Raw genomic sequence first — 22065 nt, forward strand, 5'->3', positions numbered from 1 at the left:
AATGTTTGGCAAGCGTACCAAACGATAGAGGGACTCCGTGGACATTACCCAACTGCTCGCGTTCAGCGTCAAGAACAAGGCCTCCGACCTGCACCTTTCCGCAGGCCTGCCGCCCATGATCCGGGTCCACGGCGACGTGCGGCGCATCAACGTCGATGCGCTCGACCACAAGACGGTGCATGCCATGGTGTACGACATCATGAGCGACTCGCAGCGCAAGACGTATGAAGAGTTCCTCGAGGTCGACTTCTCGTTCGAAATCGAAGGCCTGGCACGTTTCCGGGTCAACGCCTTCAACCAGAACCGCGGCGCGGCCGCCGTCTTCCGGACCATTCCGAGCAAGATCCTGACGCTGGAGCAGCTCAATGCGCCCAAGATCTTCGGCGACCTGGCCCTCAAACCTCGCGGCCTCGTGCTGGTGACCGGCCCCACGGGCTCGGGCAAGTCCACCACGCTCGCAGCCATGGTGAACTACCTCAACGAAACCGAGTACGGCCACATCCTCACGGTGGAAGACCCGATCGAGTTCGTGCACGAGTCCAAGAAGTGCCTGATCAACCAGCGTGAAGTGGGCCCGATGACGCTGTCGTTCGCGGCCGCGCTGAAGTCCGCGCTGCGCGAAGACCCGGACGCCATCCTGGTGGGCGAAATGCGCGACCTGGAAACCATCCGCCTGGCCATGACGGCGGCGGAAACGGGCCACTTGGTGTTCGGCACGCTGCACACGTCCAGCGCCGCCAAGACCATCGACCGGATCATCGACGTGTTCCCCGCCGAAGAAAAGGAAATGGTCCGCGCGATGCTCTCCGAATCGCTGCAGGCCGTGATTTCGCAGACGCTGTGCAAGACCAAGGATGGCTCGGGCCGCGTGGCGGCACACGAAATCATGCTGGGCACCAGCGCCATCCGCAACCTGATCCGCGAGGCCAAGGTGGCGCAGATGTACTCCACCATCCAGACCAGCAACAGCGTCGGCATGCAGACGCTGGACCAGAACCTCACCGACCTCGTGCGGCGCAACATCATCAGCCCCGCCGAGGCGCGCGCCAAGGCCAAGATTCCTGAGAATTTCCCTGGCTGATCTGCGCCCACCCATGTACCTAGCGGCCTCACGATGTGCCGCACACCGGAGCACTGTATGAAAGGCATTCTGAGCCTTCTGAAAATGAAAACCCGGGGTGGCAAGCCCGCGGAGGATCACACGGATTCCGTGCTGTTCTCCACGGCCTTTGCCGGCCAGGGCGTGGACGATTCGATGCTGGTGCCCTGGGAAGCCCGTGCGGTGGAAGTGGGCGCCAAGCGCCTGCCCACCAGCCGTGGCGGCAAGCTGCTGCAGGGGCTGTGGGCCAAGGACAAATACATGGCGCACCTGGACAAGGACGCCGTGGAGCGCATGGAGCGCTTCTTCGAATTCGCGGCCATTCCGTCCAACCGCGACGTGATCCGCCAGGACGAGTACGGCAACTTCATGGTGGTGCTGCTCACCGGCACCATTGCGGTGGACCGCGTGCAGCCCTGGGGCGAGCAACTGCGCCTGGCCGAGACACGGCCGGGCGATATCCTGGGCGAGATGTCGCTGCTCGACAGCGGCATCCGCTTTTCGGCCTGCACCACGCTCACGGACTGCGAAATTGCCGTGCTGAGCGCCGAAGCCATGGACGACATGATGACCAAGGACCCGCAGCTGGCCGCCAGCCTGATTGCGCTGCTGGCCCGCAAGCTGTCGCTGCGCCTGCGTGTAGTGAGTGCCCGCCTGAGCGACAACCAGAAGTAATGATGCGGCGAACCAAGACCCACGGTCGACCGACCGACGAACAGACCCGGGAGAAACTCTGATGGAACGCGATCAGGCCAGTAAATTCATCAATGACCTGCTCAAGTTGATGGTGGGCCGCAACGGCAGCGACTTGTTCATCACCGCGGAGTTTCCGCCCGCCATCAAGGTGGACGGCAAGGTGACCAAAGTGTCGCCCCAGCCACTCTCGCCCAACCATACGCTCACGCTGGCACGCGCAGTGATGAGCGACAAACAGGTGGCGGACTTCGAGCGCACCAAGGAGTGCAACTTCGCCATCTCGCCCGCGGGCATCGGGCGCTTTCGGGTGAACGCGTTCATCCAGCAGGGCAAGGTTGGCATGGTGATGCGGACGATTCCGCTCACATTGCCCACCATCGACGGACTGGGCGTGCCCCAGGTGCTCAAGGAAGTGACGATGGCCAAGCGCGGCCTGTGCATCCTGGTGGGTGCCACGGGCTCGGGCAAGTCGACCACGCTGGCCGCCATGGTGGACTGGCGCAACGAGAACTCGTTCGGCCACATCATCACGGTGGAAGACCCGGTGGAATTCGTGCACCCGCACAAGAACTGCGTGGTCACGCAGCGCGAAGTGGGCCTGGACACCGACAGCTGGGAAGCGGCCCTGAAGAACACGCTGCGCCAGGCGCCCGACGTGATCCTGATGGGCGAAATCCGCGACCGCGAAACCATGGAGCATGCCGTGGCCTTTGCGGAAACCGGCCATTTGTGCCTGGCCACGCTGCACGCCAACAGCGCCAACCAGGCGCTGGACCGGATCATCAACTTCTTCCCCGAGGAGCGCCGCCCACAGCTGCTGATGGACCTGTCGCTCAACCTGCGCGCCATGGTGTCGCAGCGCCTGATCCCCAAGCAGGACGGCAAGGGCCGGGCAGCCGCCGTGGAGATCATGCTCAATACACCGCTGATCTCCGACCTGATCTTCAAGGGCGATGTCCACGAAATCAAGGAGATCATGAAGAAGAGCCGCAACCTCGGCATGCAGACTTTTGACCAGGCGCTGTTCGACCTGTACGAGGCCAACCTGATCACGTACGAAGATGCGCTGCGCAACGCCGACTCGCTCAATGACCTGCGCCTGCAGATCAAGCTCAACAGCCAGCGCGCCAAGTCGCCCGACCTTGCGTCGGGTACCGAGCACTTCGCGATCGTGTGACAACCCCCTGAGCGGCTGCGCCGCTTCCCCCTTCTCTCATCGCTGCGCGATGGGAAGGGGGACGACGCCAGTGGCCTGGCAAAGCCAGTTCCACGGCGTCCACTGGCCCAGGCCGCGCCAGTTTCAAACGCCGCCGACATGGCGGCCTTTTCTTACAAGAACCATTTCCATGCCAAGCACCAACCCCCGAAACTACGACGCCACCCCATCCCGCAAGGTCGCCTTTCTTGGCCTGGGAGTGATGGGCTACCCGATGGCTGGCCACCTCGCGCTGGCGGGGCATGAGGTTACGGTGTACAACCGCACCGCTACCAAATCAATAGCTTGGTGCGCAGAGTACGCAAGCGCCAAGGCGCCAAAACATGCAGCAACACCGCGCGAGGCGGCTGCGGGTGCAGACATCGTGTTCTGCTGCGTGGGCAACGACGATGACCTGCGCGCCGTCACCCTGGGTGCTGACGGCGCGTTTGCGGACATGAAGCCGGGCGCGATCTTCGTGGACCACACCACCGCGTCGGCCGAAGTGGCACGCGAGCTGCACGCAGCTGCCAAGGCCCTGGGCCTGCAGTTTGTGGATGCGCCCGTGTCGGGCGGCCAAGCCGGTGCGCAGAACGGTCTGCTCACCGTGATGTGTGGTGGCGATGCGGCAGCCTTCGAGGCCGCCCAGCCGGTGGCCATGGCGTTCTCGCGCGCCTTCACGCTGCTGGGCGAAAGCGGCGCGGGCCAGCTGGCCAAGATGGTCAACCAGATCTGTATTGCCGGACTGGTGCAGGCCCTGTCCGAGGCGGTGGCGTTTGGTCAGAACGCGGGCCTGGACATGAAACAAGTCCTCGACGTGATCGGCAAGGGCGCAGCCCAGAGCTGGCAGATGGACAACCGTGGCAAGACCATGGTGGACGACAAGTTCGACTTCGGCTTTGCCGTGGACTGGATGCGCAAGGACCTGGGCCTGGTGCTCGACGAAGCCAAGCGCAACGGCTCACGCGTGCCCGTGACGGCACTGGTGGACCAGTTCTATGCCGATGTGCAGAAGATGGGCGGCAACCGATGGGACACGTCTAGCCTTGTCAAAAGGCTGAAGTAGGCTCCCTGGCCGGTTCCCCTGAGTCGCCTGCGGCGCCTCGGTAGCACACGCGCCAGAGGCGCGGCCTCTTCGGCCTGTCCAAGCCTGTGCAGGCAGGCCTGGAGCCGCAGGACTCAGCCCCAAGCCAGTTCTTCGCCGCCGCGCTCGGTGTGAGCCGCCCACAAAAAATCCCGGCCGCTTGGTGCGCGCCGGGATTTTTTGTTCAGCGGTCGTGCAGGCTATCGAGCCTGACCGACCGACTGCTTTCAGCCGCCGGGCGATGCGCTGTTGTCCGTGGTCACGGGCGCGGGCTGCGGTGCGATGCGGCGCAGCTCTTCTTCCGAGACGATCTCGAACACGCGCACGACCTTGCTCACGCCACTCACGCCCCGGGCGATCTCGGTGGCGCGGTTGGCCTCGCGCTGCGATACGCGGCCCATCAGGTAGACGATGTTGCGCTCGGTCACCACCTTGAAGGAGTTGGCCGAGATGTCCTGGGCGTCCACCAGGCTGGCGCGCACCTTGCCCGTGATGAAGGTGTCGTTGGAGCGCTGGCTCAGGCTGCTGGCGGGCAACACAGCCAGGTCATTGACCACCGAGCGCGCGTTCTCCACCTGCGACACGATCTGCTCGACAGTCTGGCGGTCCTGGGCGCTGGGCACCTCGCCCGTCAGCAGGGTCTGGCGGTTGTAGCTGGTCACGTTGACGTGGGCGCGGTCGCCCAGGGTTTCGCGGATGCGGTTGGCGGCACGCAGCTCGATACCTTCGTCTTCGATTTGCGTGCCGGTCGTACGGCGGTCCACGGCCATCACGCCGCCCACCACCGCGCCTCCGACGATCAACGGCGCGCAGGCCGAGAGGCCCGCCGCCAGGGCGGCAGCGGCCAGCACGGTGCACACCGTGCGCTGGGTACGGTTCATGGTTGTTTGCTTCATAGCGGAATCTCCTGTTCACCAAGTAACTGGGCGTCCACGCCGTCGCTCAGGCAATGCAGCACCAGGGCATGGACTTCTCGCACGCGTGCGGCGCGGTCGTGGGGCACGCTGATCAACACATCGGTCTCGCGCAACATGGCGGCCAGCTTGCCGCCCGTGCGGCCAGCCAGCACCACCACGGTCATGTCGCGCTCGTGGGCGGCTTCGGCGGCGGCCAGCAGGTTGGCGTCGTTGCCGGTGACCGACAGGGCCAGCAGCACGTCCCCCGCCTGGCCCAGCGCCCGCACCTGGCGGGCAAACTGCTGCGCGGCATCGTGGCTGCCGCCCGCCGCAGCGGTGAGCAAGGTGCTGTCGGACGTGAGGGCCAGGGCTGCCAGCTCGGGCCGCTCACGCTCGAAACCGGCCACACAGAACGCGGCGAACTGCTGCGCCTCGGCGGCCGAGGGGCCATTGCCGCAGGCCATCACCTTGCCCCCGCTGGTCACACAGGCCAGGACGGCCTGCACGGCGGCGGCGATGGGATGGCTCAAAACCTGCGCGGCCTGGTACTTCAGGTCGGCGCTGTCGATGAAATGCTGTTGGATGCGTTGCTCAAGCATGAGGGCCCGATGATACCCGCCGCGTGTTACAGCTTTTGTAGCAAACCGTAGTCACCGGCATTGCGCTGGCGCCCAAAATGGCCATGGGGAACGGACGCACCTACTGCGCATCAAAGGCCGCCTTGAGCCACTGCGTCGATGCCTCGACCAGCACCACGTCAAAGCGGCAGGGCGGCGGGGAAGGCATGCGCAGCAGGTAGTGCCGGGCTGCAAAAATGATGCGCTGCTGCTTCGTGGCACTGATGCTGGCCCCAGCGCCCCCAAAGGCACTGCCTGCACGGCTGCGCACTTCGACAAACACCAGCGTGCCGTCCCGTTCGCGCATCACCAGGTCGATCTCACCACCACCACGCCCGGGCGTCCGATAATTGCGCACCACCAGTTGCAGGCCGGCTGCCTGCAGATGGGCCAGGGCCTGGTCCTCCGCCACATTGCCGCGTTCACGCGTGGTGGTGGTTTTGGCAGCCAGACCGGGGGCCCCCGCCGGTTTTCTCTTTCCAAGGAATTTCATTGAGCGCATCTTTCGCTTCAGCCCAGGGCGCCGCGCGCGAAGCGGCGGCTGCGCAGCATTATCCCGAGGGCGCGCTGTACGTGGTGGCCACGCCCATCGGCAACCTGGCCGACATCACCCTGCGCGCGCTGCATGTGCTGCAGATGGCCGACACCGTAGCCTGCGAGGACACGCGCCATACACAATCCATGCTGCGCGCCTACGGCATCGACAAAGGTGCCGCGCAGTTGCTGGCCGTGCACCAGCACAACGAGGCCGAGGCTGCCCAGAACGTGGTGCAGCGTCTGCAGCAGGGGCAGCGCGTGGTGTATGTGAGCGACGCAGGCACGCCTGGCGTGAGCGACCCCGGTGCCCGGCTGGTGGCCGCCGTGCAGGCGGCCGGCCTGCGTGCCGTGCCCCTGCCCGGCGCCAGCAGCATCACCACGGCGCTGAGCGTGGCAGGCGCCGTGGCCCACAGCACCGAACATGGCGGCTTCGTGTTTGCGGGCTTTCTGCCCGTCAAGAATGCCGAACGCGCCACGGTGATTGCGCAGCAGCTGGCCCACGAGCCGCGCTGCGTGGTGCTGCTCGAAGCCCCCCACCGCATCAACGAACTGGCCCAGGCCCTGGCGGTGCTGGGCGATCGCCCGGTAACCCTGGCGCGGGAATTGACCAAACAGTTCGAGGAAGTGACCACACGGCCCGCCCGTGAGCTGACGGCGTGGCTCGACGGCGCCCCCCAGCGCTCGCGCGGCGAGTTTGTGGTGCTGCTGCACCCGGTGGCGGTGGCCAGCGACGATGGCGCCAGCCTGCGCGTGTTGCGCCTGCTGGTGCAGGAGCTGCCACTGAAAACCGCCGTGCGCCTGGCCGCCGAGATCACGGGTGCATCGCGCAACGTGCTGTACGACACGGCCCTGGCGTGGAAGCGCAGCGGCGCGGACGATGAAGGCGAAGCAGGCGACGCCGGGGACTGACGAAGCATCGGATTTGAGGCAAAAATGGCACCTAGCGCTTGATAGGAAAGCGCAAGCAGCTATATTTTCAATAGCAAACCTACTCGCTACGGCGAACTCCCCCCATCGACCGTGGCGCCGCTGCACCTCTTCCAGATCTATCGCCCCGACACTGCCAATCCGGCCGCCACCCCGCCGAACAGATCGCCTTCTACCTGCGGGGTAGCGGGAAACGCGGCCTTGAGCGCCTGGCGCAGCGGCCGCAGGGCCGACGAGCCCCCGGTGAGATAGATCGCATCAAGCCCCTGCAGACCCAGGCCCGCCAGCTGCACGCATTCGTGCGCGCAGGCCACCACCTGTTCGAGGGGTTGCAACAGAAACTGTGCCAGTCCCTCCGGCGTCACGGCGGCGCCAAGTCCAGCCTCGATCCAGTCCAGTGGCATGGGCGCTTCGGCATCGGCCAGCGAGGCTGCAATCTTGGCCTGCTCCACCGTGTTGGCCATGCGGTGCCCCAGGCGCTCGTGCAGCACCCGCATGAGCCGCGCGTGCAGCCGTGCGTCTGAATAGTCCGTGCGCAGGTTCTGCGCATCGCGCAGCGCGCGCGGCGAGTACAACCACTGAATCAGGTGCCAGGTGGACAAATCAAAGAACACCCGGCTGGGCACCTCGCGCCCCGTGGGCCCGGTATGCCGAAGTCCCAGCAAGGGCATCAACAGGTCCAGACTCAGCCGCCGGTCAAAGTCGGTGCCACCCACGTGCACGCCGGTGGTGGCCAGCACGTCGCTGCCGCGCTCAGCGCGCGCCATGCGCTCAGGCCCGAGCCGCACCACCGTGAAGTCCGACGTCCCGCCCCCAATGTCCACCACCAGCACCAGCGACTCGTGCGCGATGCGCTGCTCGTAGTCCAGCGCTGCGGCAATCGGCTCCAGCTGGAACGACACCTCGGCAAACCCCGCGTCCAGTGCCGCCTGGCGCAACGCATCTTCCGCCTGCTGGTCCCGGTCGGCATCCCCGTCCACGAAATGCACCGGGCGCCCCATCACCACCCGGGCGGGCATGCCGCCCAGCTCATCGCGCGCCTTTTGCACCAGCATGCGCAAGAAGAGGCTGATGATGTCCTGGTAGCTCACCATCTTGTTGTGCACCGCCGTCTTGTCCTGGAGCAGCGCACTGCCGAGCAGGCTCTTGAGCGACCGCATCAGGCGCCCTTCGGTGCCCGCCAGATATTGCCCGACGGCATCCCGGCCAAAGTGCGTGCGATGGTCCTCGGCATTAAAAAACAACGCTGTGGGCAGTGTGTGCGCACTCCCTTCCAGCGAAATCATGCGCGCCAACCCCGCCCCCTGGCGCACGGCCATCGCGGAGTTGGAAGTGCCAAAGTCGATACCGAGGGTGGTGTCCTTCAAAAGGGGCATGGGTCAAATGTCGAAACGATGGGGACGGGTCTGCACGCACGGGCGACTGCCTGGGTGGGCACAAACATCGAATGCGGCGCCGCGGGAAAACCCGTTTCGAGCAACCGGGGCGCTGGAGAGGCGCCCTGTAAAAAGCACACCCCAGGCACAACCCAGCGCCGCATTCAGAATGGAAAAAGCCCTTGATTGGCAAAAATCAAGGGCTTTTATTGGGTGGCGGGGGCTCTACCAAAGAACGCCTAGAACCCGCACAAACGCTGGAAACGATGGCTTTGAAAACAAGCCAGTGGTCCCCAGAGCTGCCTCCAAAAAACTGCTTCAATGATAACCAACTGTGAGAGCCCTCACCGCATCGGATGCCATGAACGAGGCCCCAGGGCAGGTTCTGGGGCTCACAGTGCAAAAGCCCCGGCAGTGATGTCGGGGCTTTTGCATGTGCGCAGCCAGCATTGCCCGGCCGCTGCGAGGGCCCTATCTTCCGAAGCGCTTCGCCCTGCGGCCCCAGCCCGCCAAGGCAGCGAGCAACAAGGCACTGAGTGAAAGCCCGGCGGGAGAAAGCGTGGGCACCGCGACAGGGTTTCCGGCAAGCACGGCAGCGCCAAACGGGTCCAGGATGACACCGCTGGCGCTGTCACTGTCGCCCACGCCGTTGTCGGTGATGGAGTAAGTCACAGTCCTGCGATCAGGGCTGAGCGTGACCCCGGGGTATTCAAACCATGTGGCTGCAGCTGCGGGGGTTGCAGGACCATGCTTCCAGAACTCCGTTTGCGGCGCAAGAGGGCTCGGGTAGGTGATGGCGACCTGAAGCGTGCTTCCATTCACGCAGCCGCTGGCCCGAAACCGGAATACGCCATACGGAAAAGAAAGCTGTGGCGGTGCGCCTGCGGGGGGTGTCGTCGCGTAGGTGTCCACCCCAATCAGGGTGCAGGTAGCCCCACCGCCCCCGACCACTACGTTGATGGAGCCCCCACCCCCCGGCGTAGGCCCACTGTACTGCCGGGTCCCGGGCGTCACAGGCGCAGAGGCCACCGACAAGGGCCCTGGGCCATTGGGGTGCTGCGCCTGCACCGTGAAGGTGTAGGGGGTGCCATTCGCCAGCCCCGGCACCGTGCAAACCGTCAAAGGCGCCGTGGCGGTGCAACCCGCACTGGCGGGGCTGGAGGTAACGGTGTAACCGTCCGGCGGATTGCCACGGGTGTCGGCGGGCGGCGCCCAGCTCACGGTCGCCTGCCCATCGCCTGGTGTGCCCATGGGTGTACCCACAGGGTCGGTAAACCGGACCAGCCGTGCCACGGAGGGCACGCCATCCACGACCAACCGCGCCATGTACAACCCGGCCGGCAAAGTGCCCAGGGCGGGCGATGTGAAGCTGTTGGCGGTATGGCTGACCGAGAACCACGTATGGATCGCTCCGTTCTCTGCGCGCTGCAACTGGAGCTGGGGCGTGCTTGTGCCCGTAGCGCCCTTGAAATCGGTGCCCGTGAAGGTCAGCGCAGCACCGGCGCGCTGCAGCAGCAGCGGCAGCGCATCCAGCACCGGAGCAGGCCCCGGGGGCACGGCCGGTGTGTAACGTTCGACCGTGCTGTGGAAGGTCAGGGTGGGATTGCTGTTGTATCCACCCGCCAGCAGCACGTCGCCGTTGGGCAACAGGTTGGCCGTGCCATTCTCCCTACCCGTCGCCATCGACCCAGCGGCCGCCCACGTGCCCGATGCGGGGTCATAGAGCTCTGCGGCAGGCTGCGTGTTTCTCGTACCATCCGAGCCACCAGCCATCAACACCCGGCCTGAGGCAAGCACCGTGGCATGGGCCAGCGGCGAACCCATTGCACCATGGCGGGCAAAGCTCAGGGCACCAGTGACGGTCCAGGTGTTGGACACTGGGTCATAGATTTCTGCATGCGTGGTGACGCCACCCGCCGTGAATCCCCCTGCCAGAAGCGCCCTGCCATCCGGAAGCAGGGTCAGACTGGCATAGTGGCGCGGCACCAGCGGGGGAGCCACCACCGTCCAAGTGCCAGTGGCAGGGTCATAAATTTCAGCCACCGGCACTTCGCCGGCGACGTTATTGAACCCTGAAGCCACCAGAACGCGGCCGTCGCGCAGCAGCACAGCCCCGTGTGCACGGCGCACCACCGACATGCTGCCTGTCGCCGTCCAGCTGCGGGTCTGCGGGTCGTACAGTTCTGCTGTGGCGAGGTTAGTGCCCCCCGCCACCAGGACCTTGCCGTTGGCCAGCAGCGTCATCGACGGCAGGCTGCGAAATACAGTCTGCGTCCCCCCGGGAGCCCAGGTGTTGGCCGCAGGGTCGTACAGCCGTGCGCTCAGGCTGCCGTCCGATCGGACAAGCACATGGCCGGTCCCCAGCGTGACCGCCTCCGTCACATTGCCCTGAATCCCATGGAGCCCCAGAGAGGTCCAAGCCCCCCCGGCATAGCGCTCGCTGCCTCCGACGAATCCATTCCGATTGACGCCACCAAAAACAGCGACCGAACCATCATCCATCAAAGCGCCTGCATGCTGCGCTCTGGGGGCGGCCATGGATGCATCGACATTCCAGCCCACGGCAGCGCCGGCGTTGATCTGCCAAAGGAGGGCTGCGAGACCAAGGCTCGCCGGACGGACCAGCCGATACGCGGGAGTTGGAGCGGACGCGCGTATGGCGGCGAAGGGGGGGCGGACTGGGGCTGCGCGGTTCGTCGGTTTCGTCATGGTCTTGCGATGTGGAGATTGAACAGGGGACGCCAATCGGCCGAACGTGTACAAAGTCCAAACCCCGTCCTCCCCTTGAAAGCCGGGAAAGACTATCTGAGTCGTGTCCATTTGTATGTCCCCCATTTGGGCGACATGGGGTCCTGGGATGACAGCACCCAGGGCCACCCTGCCCGGCGGCTTCGCGACGCTCAAAACCCGTCCGATCCCGCTACACACAACGCCCAGAAACCTGTTCGGCAAGCCACGCCTGGCTTTGCGCTGCCCGGGGGTCGGCAGGGTCTGCGAAACCGCACCATGGGGAAGGCAGACGAGGCGGGCGTCCACTGCGCGCCGACAGCCTCTGCCGATGCCAAGCCTGGCCTGCATGGCGGGGCCACTTTGCGTGGCCGCATCGGCCATACAGGGAGACGCTCAATGTAAAAAGCCCTTGGATCCGTTAGAGATCAAGGGCCTATGTACTGGATGACGTGAAGAGCACGGTGAATTGTGGTGTTTGCCAGAGGCATTGGGGCAACTTTTGAGAGCAGCTGACCCGAATTGAGCCGTTGCCCCCAAAGTTGCCCCCGCAAGTGGCTGGCTTGGCATGGACAACATGAATACCGGCAGACAAGAAAAAAGCCCTAAGCAGTTGATTTACTTAGGGCTTTTTGCATCTGCTAGACGCCTGTAGACGTCTGCGGATTATTGAATGGTGGCCTGGGGCGGAATCGAACCACCGACACAAGGATTTTCAATCCTCTGCTCTACCGACTGAGCTACCGGGCCTGAGCCTCAAATTATAACCAGAAAAAAACGCCGTTTTGACGAGCTGGGCAAGAATTTATCGCGGGCTAGCCGCGTTTACCCCGCCCCAGATCGACACCCAACTGGCGCAGCTTGCGATACAGGTGGGTGCGTTCCAGGCCCGTTTTTTCAGCGACCCGCGTCATGGAGCCACCCTCTCGGGCCAGGTGGAATTCGAAATAGGCCTTCTCAAAACCATCCCGCGCTTCGCGCAGAGGGCGGTCCAGGTCGAAACCCTGGTGCGCGTGGGGCCCGGCGTCCACGCTGGCCATGATGGCCGACACGGCGGGCAGCTGCGAAAAAGTGGGATCGGCCGGGGCATGGACTGGAGCCTGGGCCGCGGCCACCGGGGCAGCTTGGTGGGCCGCGTTGCGTGCCAGGCCTTGCTCCACGGCCTTGAGCAGCTTTTGCAGGGTGATAGGTTTTTCAAGAAACGAGAAGGCGCCGATCCGGGTCGCCTCTACGGCGGTGTCGATGGTGGCATGGCCGCTCATCATGATGACGGGCATGGTCAGCACGCCAGCCGTCGCCCATTCTTTGAGCAACGAGACTCCATCAGTGTCCGGCATCCAGATGTCGAGGAGCACGAGGTTGTAGGTGTTGCCTGCCCGCGCCGTGCGCGCCTGTGTGGCGTTTTCTGCCAGGTCTACGCTGTGACCTTCGTCGTTCAGGATTTCCGACAGCAGATCACGAATGCCGAGCTCATCGTCGACCACCAGAATGTTTGCCATGTGTGTTGAAGCGCCTTGGGATGCTGCGGGGCGGTGTTGTTATGACGCCACCGCTGGTTCAGGGGCGAATGATAACGACACTTGGGCCCCGTGCACCACGCCATCTTCGGTGCGATTGGACAAGTCGATGCGCGCACCGTGCTCATCGGCAATCTTTTTGACCACCGCCAGGCCCAGGCCGGTGCCCCGGGGCTTGGTGGTGACGTAGGGTTCGAAGGCCCGCTGCAGGATGTGCGCCGGAAAGCCACCGCCACTGTCGGATACCGTGAGCCGCACGCGGCGCGAGGACTCACTCCAGCGGGTGGTGATGCGTACCGGGGGCACGGGCTCAGAGGTTCCTGCGCGCGCCTGCTCGGTGGAGTCCTGCGCGTTTTGGAGCAGGTTGTGCACAACTTGGCGCAGCTGCTGCGCATCCCCGGCGATACAAGGGCAGCGCGGGTCCAGCTCGGCTTCTACGCGCACGGCTGCGTTCTCTTCTCCATACAGATGGAGCACATCGGACACCAGGGCATTGAGGTCCAGCGCATGGAGTTCTGCGGCAGGCAGGCGTGCGTAGTCGCGGAATTCGTTGACCAGCCGTTTCATGGCATCGACCTGGTCCACGATGGTCTTGACGGACTTGGCGAGGATGGCCTGCTCGGGGCCGGACAGCTTGCCGGAGAGCTTCATTTCCAGCCGCTCGGCAGACAGCTGGATGGGCGTGAGTGGGTTCTTGATTTCGTGCGCCAGACGCCGCGCCACCTCCCCCCAGGCCTGCGCGCGCTGGGCGGAAACAATTTCCGAAATGTCGTCAAAAACCAACAGTCTGGCCGAGTCGGGCAATTCTGCGCCCCGCGCCACTAGGCTGGTGGCGTGCTGCCCCACCCCACCAGAAGACGCATGCAGCTCAAACGGCTGCTGCCAGTGGTCCAGCCCGTGGCGCTCATGGTCGCCCAGGAAAGCGTCGAAATGCCCCTGTACCGACGACGCAAACTCGGCGAGCCCAGGCACCTCGGACAGCGGACGCCCTTCATAGGCCGCCATTGGCGCGCGCAGGATTCGGGTGGCGCCGGGGTTGGACGAACGGATCAGGCCCTGGGCATCCAGCACGATGACCCCCGCCGTGAGGTTGTCCAGAATGGTCTGCAGGTTGGCGCGCGAGGCATCGACCTCGCCCATGCTCTGCTCCACGGCCTGCCGCGCATCGGACAGTTGCTGGGTCATCAGCGCGAAGGAGCGCGTCAGGCCGCCCAGCTCGTCTTTACCCTGCAGCGCAGCCTTGGGGCTGAGGTTGCCTGCCGCCACCTCGCGCACCCCCTCGGCGAGCACAAGCAGCGGGCGGGCCAGCTGGTTGCCCAGCAGCACCGCCAGCAGCACGGCGCCAAAGACCGCCAGGAACAGGCTCAGCGTGAGCGTGCCCACGTACATGCGCCGCAGACCGCCACGGGCCAGAGCGCGCTCCTGGTATTCGCGGTTGGCCTCCTGCACTGCAATGGCGTTGGCCACAAGCGCAGGCGGCAGGGGCAGTGTGGCCTGCAGGTACCGCGGCTCCACCAGCAACCCCACGCTGGGGCTGCTAACCAGCGCGATCACCTTCACACGCGCATTCTGTGCAGCGGCGGGGTCCGAAATGTCGTCCAGCCCCTCGATCTGCGCGGTGGCGCGCTGCTGCCGCACGGTGCGCAGCAGCGGTACGCCGGGCCGGTCGGGGTTCAGGCTGAAGCGCGACTGGCCTGCACTGGCCACCGCCTGGCCGGCCGCGTTCCAGAGCACCACATCGGAGGCTCCCAGCTGGTCGCGGATGCGCTCCAGTACCAGCCCAGCCGCCGCATCGGGCACCTGGGCTACCTGGGCGCTGGCATTGCGCGTCTTGGCGGCCATGTCGGCGGCCAGCGAATCCAGCGAAACACGGGCCAGGTTCACCCCCGCGGACAAAGCCCCCTCCACTTTCACATCGAACCAGCTCTCAATGGACCGCGTGACAAACTGGTAGGACACCACATAGATCAGCAGCCCCGGCATCAGCCCCACCAGCGCAAATATCGCAGCGAGCTTGACCAGCAGCCGGCTGCCGAAGCGCCCTTTCCGCAGGCGCATGGCCAGGCGCACCGCCACCCATACCAGTACCGCCAGCAGCAGCAGTGCCACCAGCACATTCACGCCAAAGAGCCATGCGTAGTTGCGCTCGTACAGCGCGCGGTTGTTGGTGGCCAGGGTGAGGAGGAACAGCAGCACCATCCCGATCGCCGACATGATGGCCGCCCCCACCCCCACCGCCCAGCGCACAGCGCGCGACTGGCGGGCTGCGGCATGGGCCGATGCCGAGGCTTCGGGTTTGGATGAGCCCGTGGGGGTCACTTCACAGGCTCCGCAGCCAGGCGCTGGCTGCGGGAGACCAGCAGATTCCAGCCCGAACGCCCGACGGCACCAATCTGGAACGGCCGGGGCAGCTGGGACATGTCGAGCCTGAACCGGAAATTGACGGTGTGAAGGGCATCTGCCTCAATCACGTCGTTTTCAGCGATCTTCCAGCGCGAAATTCTTTGAATGGCAGACAACGCATCGGCATAGTCGTCAAAATTTTGCCCCAGCACCACACCCAGGCCGCTGTTGGTAAAGGGCACTGGAGAGATATTCAGACGCCATCGGCGCGTCAGAGGTTGATAACTTAGGCGCAGATAGCGGGTGGTTTCAGCCACTTGGCGGTCAGACCAATACCAGCGGTCACGCAGCACCTGCGCTTCGGCCACAAAAAACATGGGGATGCCCTTGTACAGGGCGTCCTCTGCAAGCTCAGGCAATACAAACTGCAGCGTGGCGCTGAGGTAGACGCCATCTTCGGCCCGATCCAGGCGAAGTTCGCCCACCTCGGGGGACACTGGCTGCCCCGCGACGGCCTGCTGCACCATTGCGGCCCATCCCATCAACAGAAACAGTACGCATATCGCCACCCACTGAGTCCAACGGGACTCATTGAGGCGATTTTTGCAACAGTGCGTAAAAAAATCCGTCGTGGTCACCCGGTTGATTGTCCGGGACAGCCCCGGGCTTGTCCCCGTTGCCGGGAATTAAATGGCCCGGCGATGGCAGCAATTGCGCATCGGTGTTGTGTGCAAGAAACGTTTGTACTTGGGCGTCACCTTCGGCACGGAACACGGAACAGGTGCAGTACAGCAACCGGCCACCCGGGCGTAACAGCGGCCACAGTGTCTTCAGCAGCCGGGCCTGCAATGTGGCGAGCTGTGCAATATCGCTTTCGCGGCGCAGCCACCGCACATCGGGATGGCGGCGCACGATGCCGGAGGCCGTGCAAGGCGCATCCAACAAGATGGCATCAAACAGAGCGCCATCGCAATGCTGCTGCCACCAGTCTTGCGGGCGCGCTGCATCGGCCACCACCACCTGGGCGCGCAGCCCGAGGCGCTGCAGGGTTTCGCCAATGCGGGCACTGCGGGTGGAATCGATCTCCAGCGCAATGACCTGCATCGGCGCGTCGGCCCCCGCCAGCTCCAGCAGGTGCGCGGTTTTGCCCCCGGGGGCCGCGCAGGCGTCGAGCACCCGCAAAGGCTGGGTGAGATCAAGGCCTTGAAGCAGCAAAGGCGCAGCCATCTGGGCCGCAGCGTCCTGCACCGAAACCCAGCCCTGGTCAAACCCCGGCAGCGATTGCACCGGCACGGGATGCGCCAGCACCAAGCCTGCGTCACCAGACCGCTCTGCTTCCAAATTAATAGCTGCTAGCGCTTTCTGGTAAAGCGCTGGGCTGCTTTTTTGTACATTTACACGCAGCGTCATCGGTGCGTGGGCGTTGTTGGCCTGCAGGATCTGCTCCCAATGCCCAGGATGGTCCTTGCGCAACCGCTCAATCCACCACACAGGATGGTTCCAGCGGGCCAGCGGATCACCATCGGTACGGGCGACCAGCGCATCGCGTTCGCGCAGAAAGCGGCGAAGGCAACCGTTGAGGAACGAAGACTGCGCACGGGTGGACGCACTGCGCTTGGCCGCCTCTACCGTCTGATTCACCAAAGTGAACGGCTCATACGGGGACTCATCGGGATTCCAGCACAGCGCAAGCGCCGTACACAGCAAGGCATCCGCCGCCGGCGGGGGGGTGCGTGCGACCATTTGACGGCGCAACGCCTCGGCGCGCCCTGCCTGGCGCAGCACCTGGAACAACAGGGACTGCACGCCAGGGCGCAGGCCTGCCTCCACGGCCACCAGTGCGGCCGTCCCCGACTGACCGCCACGAATGGCCTGCAAAGCGCCAGCCACAGCCTCCAGCTGCTGCCACAGAGCTACCGGCTGGCTGGCCGCCGCCACCGCGCGGCGGGTGTCGTCGCCGGGGCTGGCGAGAGGGCGGGCACGCCGTGGCCCGTTAGTGGCGCCTGCGGAGGGCATTGGGCGTACACGTGGTGGTACAGATGGAGGGTTCATTGTGGTCCTGGCAACCTTTCTACAGCCTGCGGGCGGCCTTGAATCCAAACACCCAGGCCAGCAAATTGGCTGGAAACTGGGCAATGGCTGCGTTGTAGTGCAACACCGCGTCGTTGAAAACACGGGTGGCCTGGTCATTCTGCTGAACGTGCTCGTCCCACCGCATTTGCCACAGCAACGCAGGCCGGGGCAACAAGTCTGCGGCATCGGCCAGCGCAGGCATCTGCGCGTTGTTGTCCCCTGGAAAATTGGGTACAGCCTTTTGCCAGGAGGCATGCAGCACTTCCCGTGCGGCCACCAAGGCCGCCACAGCCTCTGACTGCAGCGGACGGGCGCGCGCCATAGCAAGCGATGCGCTCAACTGGGTGGTGGCGCCTTGCAGGGCAGCCATTTCCGGTGCCATAACACCCGCTGGCGGAAGCTGCTGCACAGCATGCGCTGCACCAAACTCCCCCAGCAACGCCAGCAACCGCACCATGTGCGCGTCAAAACTGCCAAAAGCCTGCACAACGGCCGAACGCAGCCGCATCAGGCGGTTGTAGGCACCCAAGGCCCAAAAGACAGCAATGGCGAAAACAATCCAGAAAAGAGGCGATGACCACATGCACTGTTGCCGTCTTCACGTGCACCACGTGTTCCGGCCCGAAAAGGGAATGAGAGAAAAAGACAAAAAAGATCGAAGCGCGTGCTCCAGAAAAAAGCTCCCGGCCTGCCAAGGACAGGACGGGAGCTTTTCAGAGGCAGCCCGAGGGCTTAGTCAGCGGCTGCGTCGGTCGCCGTGGAGATGCTGCCTTCGACTTCCGGTGCATCCGCCTGGGCTTCCATTTCGGCTGCTTCGGCGTCGGCGATGGCACGGCGCTCGGCGTCGTCCATGGCGTCCTTGGCCTTGCGAGCCTGGTGGTAGGCCATGCCGGTACCGGCAGGGATCAGGCGGCCCACGATGACGTTCTCCTTCAGGCCTCGCAGCTCGTCGCGCTTGCCCATGATGGCAGCCTCGGTGAGCACGCGGGTGGTTTCCTGGAAGGAAGCCGCCGAGATGAACGAGTCGGTCGACAGCGATGCCTTCGTGATACCGAGCAGCAGGTTGCTGTAGGTCGCAGGGATCTTGCCTTCGGACTGCAGCGCATCGTTGGTGTTGAGAATCTCGGAACGCTCGACCTGCTCGCCACCGATGTAGTTCGACTCGCCGACGTTCTCGACCACGACGCGGCGCAGCATCTGGCGAACGATCACCTCGATGTGCTTGTCGTTGATCTTCACGCCCTGCAAGCGGTACACGTCCTGCACTTCGTCCACGATGTAGCGCGACAGCTCTTCGATACCCAGCAGGCGCAGGATGTCTTGCGGGTCGGCCGGGCCGTCCACAATCGATTCGCCCTTGTTCACCACCTGGCCTTCGTGCACCAGGATGTTCTTTTCCTTGGGCACGAGTTCTTCGAACACGTGGCCTTCGGGATCGGTGATCTGCAGGCGGACCTTGCCCTTGGTTTCCTTGCCGAACGACACGGTACCGGTCATTTCGGCCAGCGTGCCCTTGTCCTTCGGAGTACGGGCTTCGAACAGCTCAGCCACGCGGGGCAGACCGCCGGTAATGTCGCGGGTCTTCTGACCTTCGACAGGGATACGGGCCAGCACTTCGCCGGGGCCCACGTCCTGGCCGTCGCGCACCTGGATCAGCGCGCCGACCTGGAAGCCGATGGTCACCGAGTGGTCGGTACCAGGGATCTTCACTTCGTTGCCTTGGGCATCGATCAGCTTCACCTGTGGACGAACGACCTTGGCAGCGCCGCGGCGCTTCGGATCGATCACCACCAGCGTGGACAGGCCGGTCACTTCGTCGACCTGCTTGGCCACCGTGAGACCTTCTTCGACGTTCTCGAACTTGGTCTGACCGGCGAACTCGGTGATGATGGGGCGCGTCAGCGGGTCCCAGTTGGCGAGGATCGTGCCAGCCTTGATGGTCTGGTCGGCCTTCACCGTCAGCGTCGCGCCGTAAGGCACCTTGTGGCGTTCGCGCTCGCGGCCATGCTCGTCGTGGATGATGATTTCACCCGAACGCGCAATCACCACCAGCTCGCCCTTGGTGTTGCTCACGTAGCGCATCGTGGCGTTGAAGCCGATCACGCCGTTGGACTTGGCTTCCACACTCGAGGCGATGGCGGCACGCGAAGCGGCACCACCGATGTGGAACGTACGCATGGTCAGCTGCGTGCCGGGTTCACCGATGGACTGGGCAGCGATCACACCCACGGCTTCGCCGAGGTTGATCAGGCCACCACGGCCCAAATCGCGTCCGTAGCACTTGGCGCACAGGCCGTAGCGGGTTTCGCAGGTCAGTGCGGTACGCACCTTCACCTCATCCACCCCAGCGGTTTCGAGCCCTTCGATGATGTCTTCGTCGAGCATGACGCCCGCCTGGACCAGCACCGAGCGGTTCTCTGGATGCAGCACGTCTTCAGCCGCCGTGCGGCCCAAGATACGGTCGCGCAGCGATTCGATCACTTCACCGCCTTCGACGATGGCGCGCATCAGCGAACCATTGGCGGTGCCGCAATCCTCTTCGGTCACAACCAGATCCTGCGTCACGTCCACCAGACGGCGGGTCAGGTAACCCGAGTTGGCGGTCTTCAGCGCCGTATCGGCCAGACCCTTACGGGCACCGTGGGTGGAGATGAAGTACTCCAGCACGTTCAGACCTTCGCGGAAGTTCGCGGTAATGGGCGTCTCGATAATCGAGCCGTCAGGCTTGGCCATCAGACCCCGCATACCGGCCACCTGGCGGATCTGCGCAGCAGAACCCCGGGCACCCGAGTCGGCCATCATGTAGATGGAGTTGAAGGACTCCTGGTCCACTTCCTTGCCGTGGCGGTCCATGACCTTCTGCTTGGAGAGCTGGGCCATCATCACCTTGGACACTTCGTCGCCGGCCTTGCCCCAGATGTCCACCACCTTGTTGTAACGCTCGCCAGAGGTGACCAGACCGGACACGTATTGCTGTTCGATCTCCTTCACTTCCTTCTCGGAGCGCTCGATGATGCCGGCCTTTTGTGGGGGCACCAGCATGTCGTCGATGGCGATCGAGATACCTGCGCGCGTGGCCAGACGGAAGCCGTTTTGCAGCAGCTTGTCGGCGAACACGACCGTTTCCTTCAGACCGCACTTGCGGAAGGACACGTTGATCAGGCGCGAGATTTCCTTCTTCTTGAGCGCCTTGTTCATGTTGGAGAACGGCAGGCCCTTCGGAAGAATCTCGGACAGCAGTGCACGGCCCGCAGTGGTTTCCACGAGCGAGGTGGACGGAACGAATTCGCCCGTTTCCTTGTTCTTGGTCCACTCGGTCATGCGCACCGTGATCTTGGCGGCGAGCTCGACTTCGCCGGCGTCCAGAGCACGTTGCACTTCACCGGTATCGGCGAACACCAGGCCTTCGCCCTTGCCGTTGATACGGTCACGGGTGGCGTAGTACAGGCCCAGCACCACGTCCTGCGAAGGAACGATGGAGGGTTCGCCCGATGCGGGGAACAGCACGTTGTTGGAGGCCAGCATCAGCGTGCGGGCTTCCATCTGCGCTTCCACCGACAGCGGCACGTGAACAGCCATCTGGTCACCGTCGAAGTCGGCGTTGAAGGCCGCGCAGACGAGGGGGTGCAGCTGGATGGCCTTGCCTTCGATCAGGATGGGCTCAAAGGCCTGGATGCCCAGACGGTGCAGCGTAGGCGCACGGTTGAGCATCACTGGGTGTTCCTTGATGACCTCTTCCAGGATATCCCACACCACCGGCGTGCCGGATTCGACTTCCTTCTTGGCGGCCTTGATCGTCGTCGCAATGCCCATGGCTTCCAGGCGCGAGAAGATGAAGGGCTTGAACAGCTCCAGGGCCATCAGTTTGGGCAGACCGCACTGGTGCAGCTTGAGCGTAGGGCCCACGGTGATCACGGAACGACCGGAGTAATCCACGCGCTTGCCCAGCAAGTTCTGGCGGAAACGGCCAGACTTGCCCTTGATCATGTCGGCCAGCGACTTCAGTGCGCGCTTGTTGGCGCCCGTCATGGCCTTGCCACGGCGGCCGTTGTCCAGCAGCGAGTCGACGGCTTCCTGCAGCATCCGCTTTTCGTTGCGGGCGATGATTTCAGGGGCCTTCAGCTCCAGCAGGCGGCGCAGGCGCGAGTTGCGGTTGATGACGCGGCGGTACAGGTCGTTCAGGTCGGACGTGGCGAAGCGGCCGCCATCCAGCGGCACCAGCGGACGCAGGTCCGGTGGCAGCACGGGCAGCACTTCGAGCACCATCCATTCGGGCTTGATGCCCGACTTCTTGAACGCTTCCAGCACCTTCAGGCGCTTGGCGTTCTTCTTGACCTTGACTTCGGAGCCGGTCAGGTCGCCGCGCAGGCGTTCGATCGACAGGTCGATGTCGATGGATTCCAGCAGGTCCTTGATGCCTTCGGCGCCCATCTTGGCGATGAATTCGTCGCCGTATTCCTTGCGCTTGGCGTCGTAGTCGTCCTCGGACATGATGCTGAACTTCTTCAGCGGGGTCATGCCGGGGTCGGTCACCACATACGCTTCAAAGTACAGCACGCGTTCGATGTCGCGCAGCGTCATGTCGAGCACCAGGCCCAGACGCGATGGCAGCGACTTCAGGAACCAGATGTGCGCGCAAGGCGCGGCCAGGTCGATATGACCCATGCGCTCGCGGCGCACCTTGGTCTGCGTGACTTCAACGCCGCACTTCTCGCAGATCACACCGCGGTGCTTCAAACGCTTGTACTTGCCGCACAGGCATTCGTAGTCCTTGATGGGGCCAAAGATCTTGGCGCAGAACAGACCGTCGCGCTCGGGCTTGAACGTGCGGTAGTTGATGGTTTCGGGCTTCTTCACTTCGCCGAAAGACCACGAACGGATCTTTTCGGGCGAAGCCATGCCGATGCGGATGGCATCGAAATGCTCGTCCGGCGTGAATTGCTTGAACAGGTCGAGTAGCGATTTCATAGTGACTCTT

The 22065-nt window shown here is 64.3% G+C and carries 16 protein-coding genes and 1 tRNA gene; 5 read left to right on the forward strand and 12 right to left on the reverse strand.

Annotation, left to right across the window (positions count from 1 at the left end; all coding sequences use genetic code 11):
• The first annotated feature begins 37 nt into the window (after window positions 1–37).
• The 4 genes from ASE52_RS23315 to ASE52_RS23330 all read left to right on the forward strand — a co-directional run bounded on the left by ASE52_RS23315 (window position 38) and on the right by ASE52_RS23330 (window position 4056).
• A complete protein-coding gene (locus tag ASE52_RS23315; protein ID WP_010463046.1) occupies window positions 38–1081 on the forward strand; it encodes a type IV pilus twitching motility protein PilT in 1044 nt (347 codons plus the stop codon).
• Between the two features lie 57 nt (window positions 1082–1138).
• Window positions 1139–1774, forward strand: coding sequence for a cyclic nucleotide-binding domain-containing protein (locus ASE52_RS23320; RefSeq protein WP_010463048.1), 636 nt, complete (start codon window positions 1139–1141; stop codon window positions 1772–1774).
• A gap of 61 nt (window positions 1775–1835) precedes the next feature.
• Entirely contained in the window at window positions 1836–2972 is a 1137-nt protein-coding gene (locus ASE52_RS23325) for a PilT/PilU family type 4a pilus ATPase (protein WP_010463050.1), read from the forward strand.
• A 169-nt stretch (window positions 2973–3141) separates the two neighbouring features.
• Window positions 3142–4056: an NAD(P)-dependent oxidoreductase gene (locus ASE52_RS23330; RefSeq protein ID WP_057229591.1), complete on the forward strand. Its 915-nt coding sequence runs from the start codon at window positions 3142–3144 to the stop codon at window positions 4054–4056.
• A 245-nt stretch (window positions 4057–4301) separates the two neighbouring features.
• Here ASE52_RS23330 and ASE52_RS23335 read toward each other — a convergent pair whose 3' ends face one another.
• From ASE52_RS23335 to ASE52_RS23345, 3 genes are all read right to left on the reverse strand, one after another.
• Entirely contained in the window at window positions 4302–4970 is a 669-nt protein-coding gene (locus ASE52_RS23335; protein WP_057229594.1) for a BON domain-containing protein, read from the reverse strand.
• The gene (locus tag ASE52_RS23340; RefSeq protein ID WP_010463055.1) at window positions 4967–5569 is read right to left on the reverse strand and encodes an SIS domain-containing protein; all 603 of its coding nucleotides are present in this window, start codon (window positions 5567–5569) and stop codon (window positions 4967–4969) included. Before ASE52_RS23340 ends, ASE52_RS23335 begins: the two co-directional genes overlap by 4 nt.
• A 100-nt stretch (window positions 5570–5669) precedes the next feature.
• On the reverse strand, window positions 5670–6080 hold the full coding sequence (locus tag ASE52_RS23345) for a YraN family protein (RefSeq protein ID WP_010463057.1): 411 nt from the start codon (window positions 6078–6080) through the stop codon (window positions 5670–5672).
• On the opposite strand from ASE52_RS23345, the gene rsmI reads away from it, so the two are divergent.
• Window positions 6080–7033 (forward strand): 16S rRNA (cytidine(1402)-2'-O)-methyltransferase, encoded by a 954-nt coding sequence (gene rsmI / locus ASE52_RS23350; RefSeq protein WP_057229595.1) that lies wholly within the window; start codon window positions 6080–6082, stop codon window positions 7031–7033. The two genes, ASE52_RS23345 and rsmI, sit on opposite strands and share 1 nt — an antisense overlap.
• Before the next feature lie 137 nt (window positions 7034–7170).
• On the opposite strand, the gene ASE52_RS23355 is transcribed toward rsmI, so the two are convergent.
• The 9 genes from ASE52_RS23355 to rpoC all read right to left on the reverse strand — a co-directional run bounded on the left by ASE52_RS23355 (window position 7171) and on the right by rpoC (window position 22055).
• A complete protein-coding gene (locus ASE52_RS23355; protein ID WP_057229597.1) occupies window positions 7171–8427 on the reverse strand; it encodes an Hsp70 family protein in 1257 nt (418 codons plus the stop codon).
• A 471-nt stretch (window positions 8428–8898) separates the two neighbouring features.
• Window positions 8899–10965: an IPTL-CTERM sorting domain-containing protein gene (locus tag ASE52_RS23360; RefSeq protein WP_241777087.1), complete on the reverse strand. Its 2067-nt coding sequence runs from the start codon at window positions 10963–10965 to the stop codon at window positions 8899–8901.
• An 863-nt stretch (window positions 10966–11828) separates the two neighbouring features.
• Window positions 11829–11904 (reverse strand) — tRNA-Phe (locus tag ASE52_RS23365).
• Between the two features lie 65 nt (window positions 11905–11969).
• Complete coding sequence (locus ASE52_RS23370) at window positions 11970–12653, reverse strand: response regulator (protein ID WP_057229601.1); 684 nt, start codon at window positions 12651–12653, stop codon at window positions 11970–11972.
• Between the two features lie 39 nt (window positions 12654–12692).
• Window positions 12693–14990, reverse strand: coding sequence for an ATP-binding protein (locus tag ASE52_RS23375; protein WP_057229603.1), 2298 nt, complete (start codon window positions 14988–14990; stop codon window positions 12693–12695).
• Window positions 14987–15556, reverse strand: coding sequence for a DUF4390 domain-containing protein (locus ASE52_RS23380; protein WP_100199533.1), 570 nt, complete (start codon window positions 15554–15556; stop codon window positions 14987–14989). The genes ASE52_RS23375 and ASE52_RS23380 overlap by 4 nt, the downstream gene beginning before the upstream one ends.
• A 46-nt stretch (window positions 15557–15602) precedes the next feature.
• Window positions 15603–17030 carry a 16S rRNA (cytosine(967)-C(5))-methyltransferase RsmB gene (gene rsmB / locus ASE52_RS23385; RefSeq protein ID WP_082606992.1) on the reverse strand — a complete coding sequence of 476 codons (1428 nt, stop codon included), beginning with the start codon at window positions 17028–17030 and terminating at the stop codon, window positions 15603–15605.
• Between the two features lie 55 nt (window positions 17031–17085).
• A complete protein-coding gene (locus ASE52_RS23390) occupies window positions 17086–17670 on the reverse strand; it encodes a LemA family protein (protein ID WP_057229605.1) in 585 nt (194 codons plus the stop codon).
• A gap of 149 nt (window positions 17671–17819) precedes the next feature.
• On the reverse strand, window positions 17820–22055 hold the full coding sequence (gene rpoC, locus ASE52_RS23395) for a DNA-directed RNA polymerase subunit beta' (RefSeq protein ID WP_010467244.1): 4236 nt from the start codon (window positions 22053–22055) through the stop codon (window positions 17820–17822).
• Window positions 22056–22065 lie beyond the last annotated feature (10 nt).

Source organism: Acidovorax sp. Root275, assembly GCF_001428965.1.
GTDB classification, from domain to species: Bacteria; Pseudomonadota; Gammaproteobacteria; order Burkholderiales; family Burkholderiaceae_C; genus Acidovorax; species Acidovorax radicis.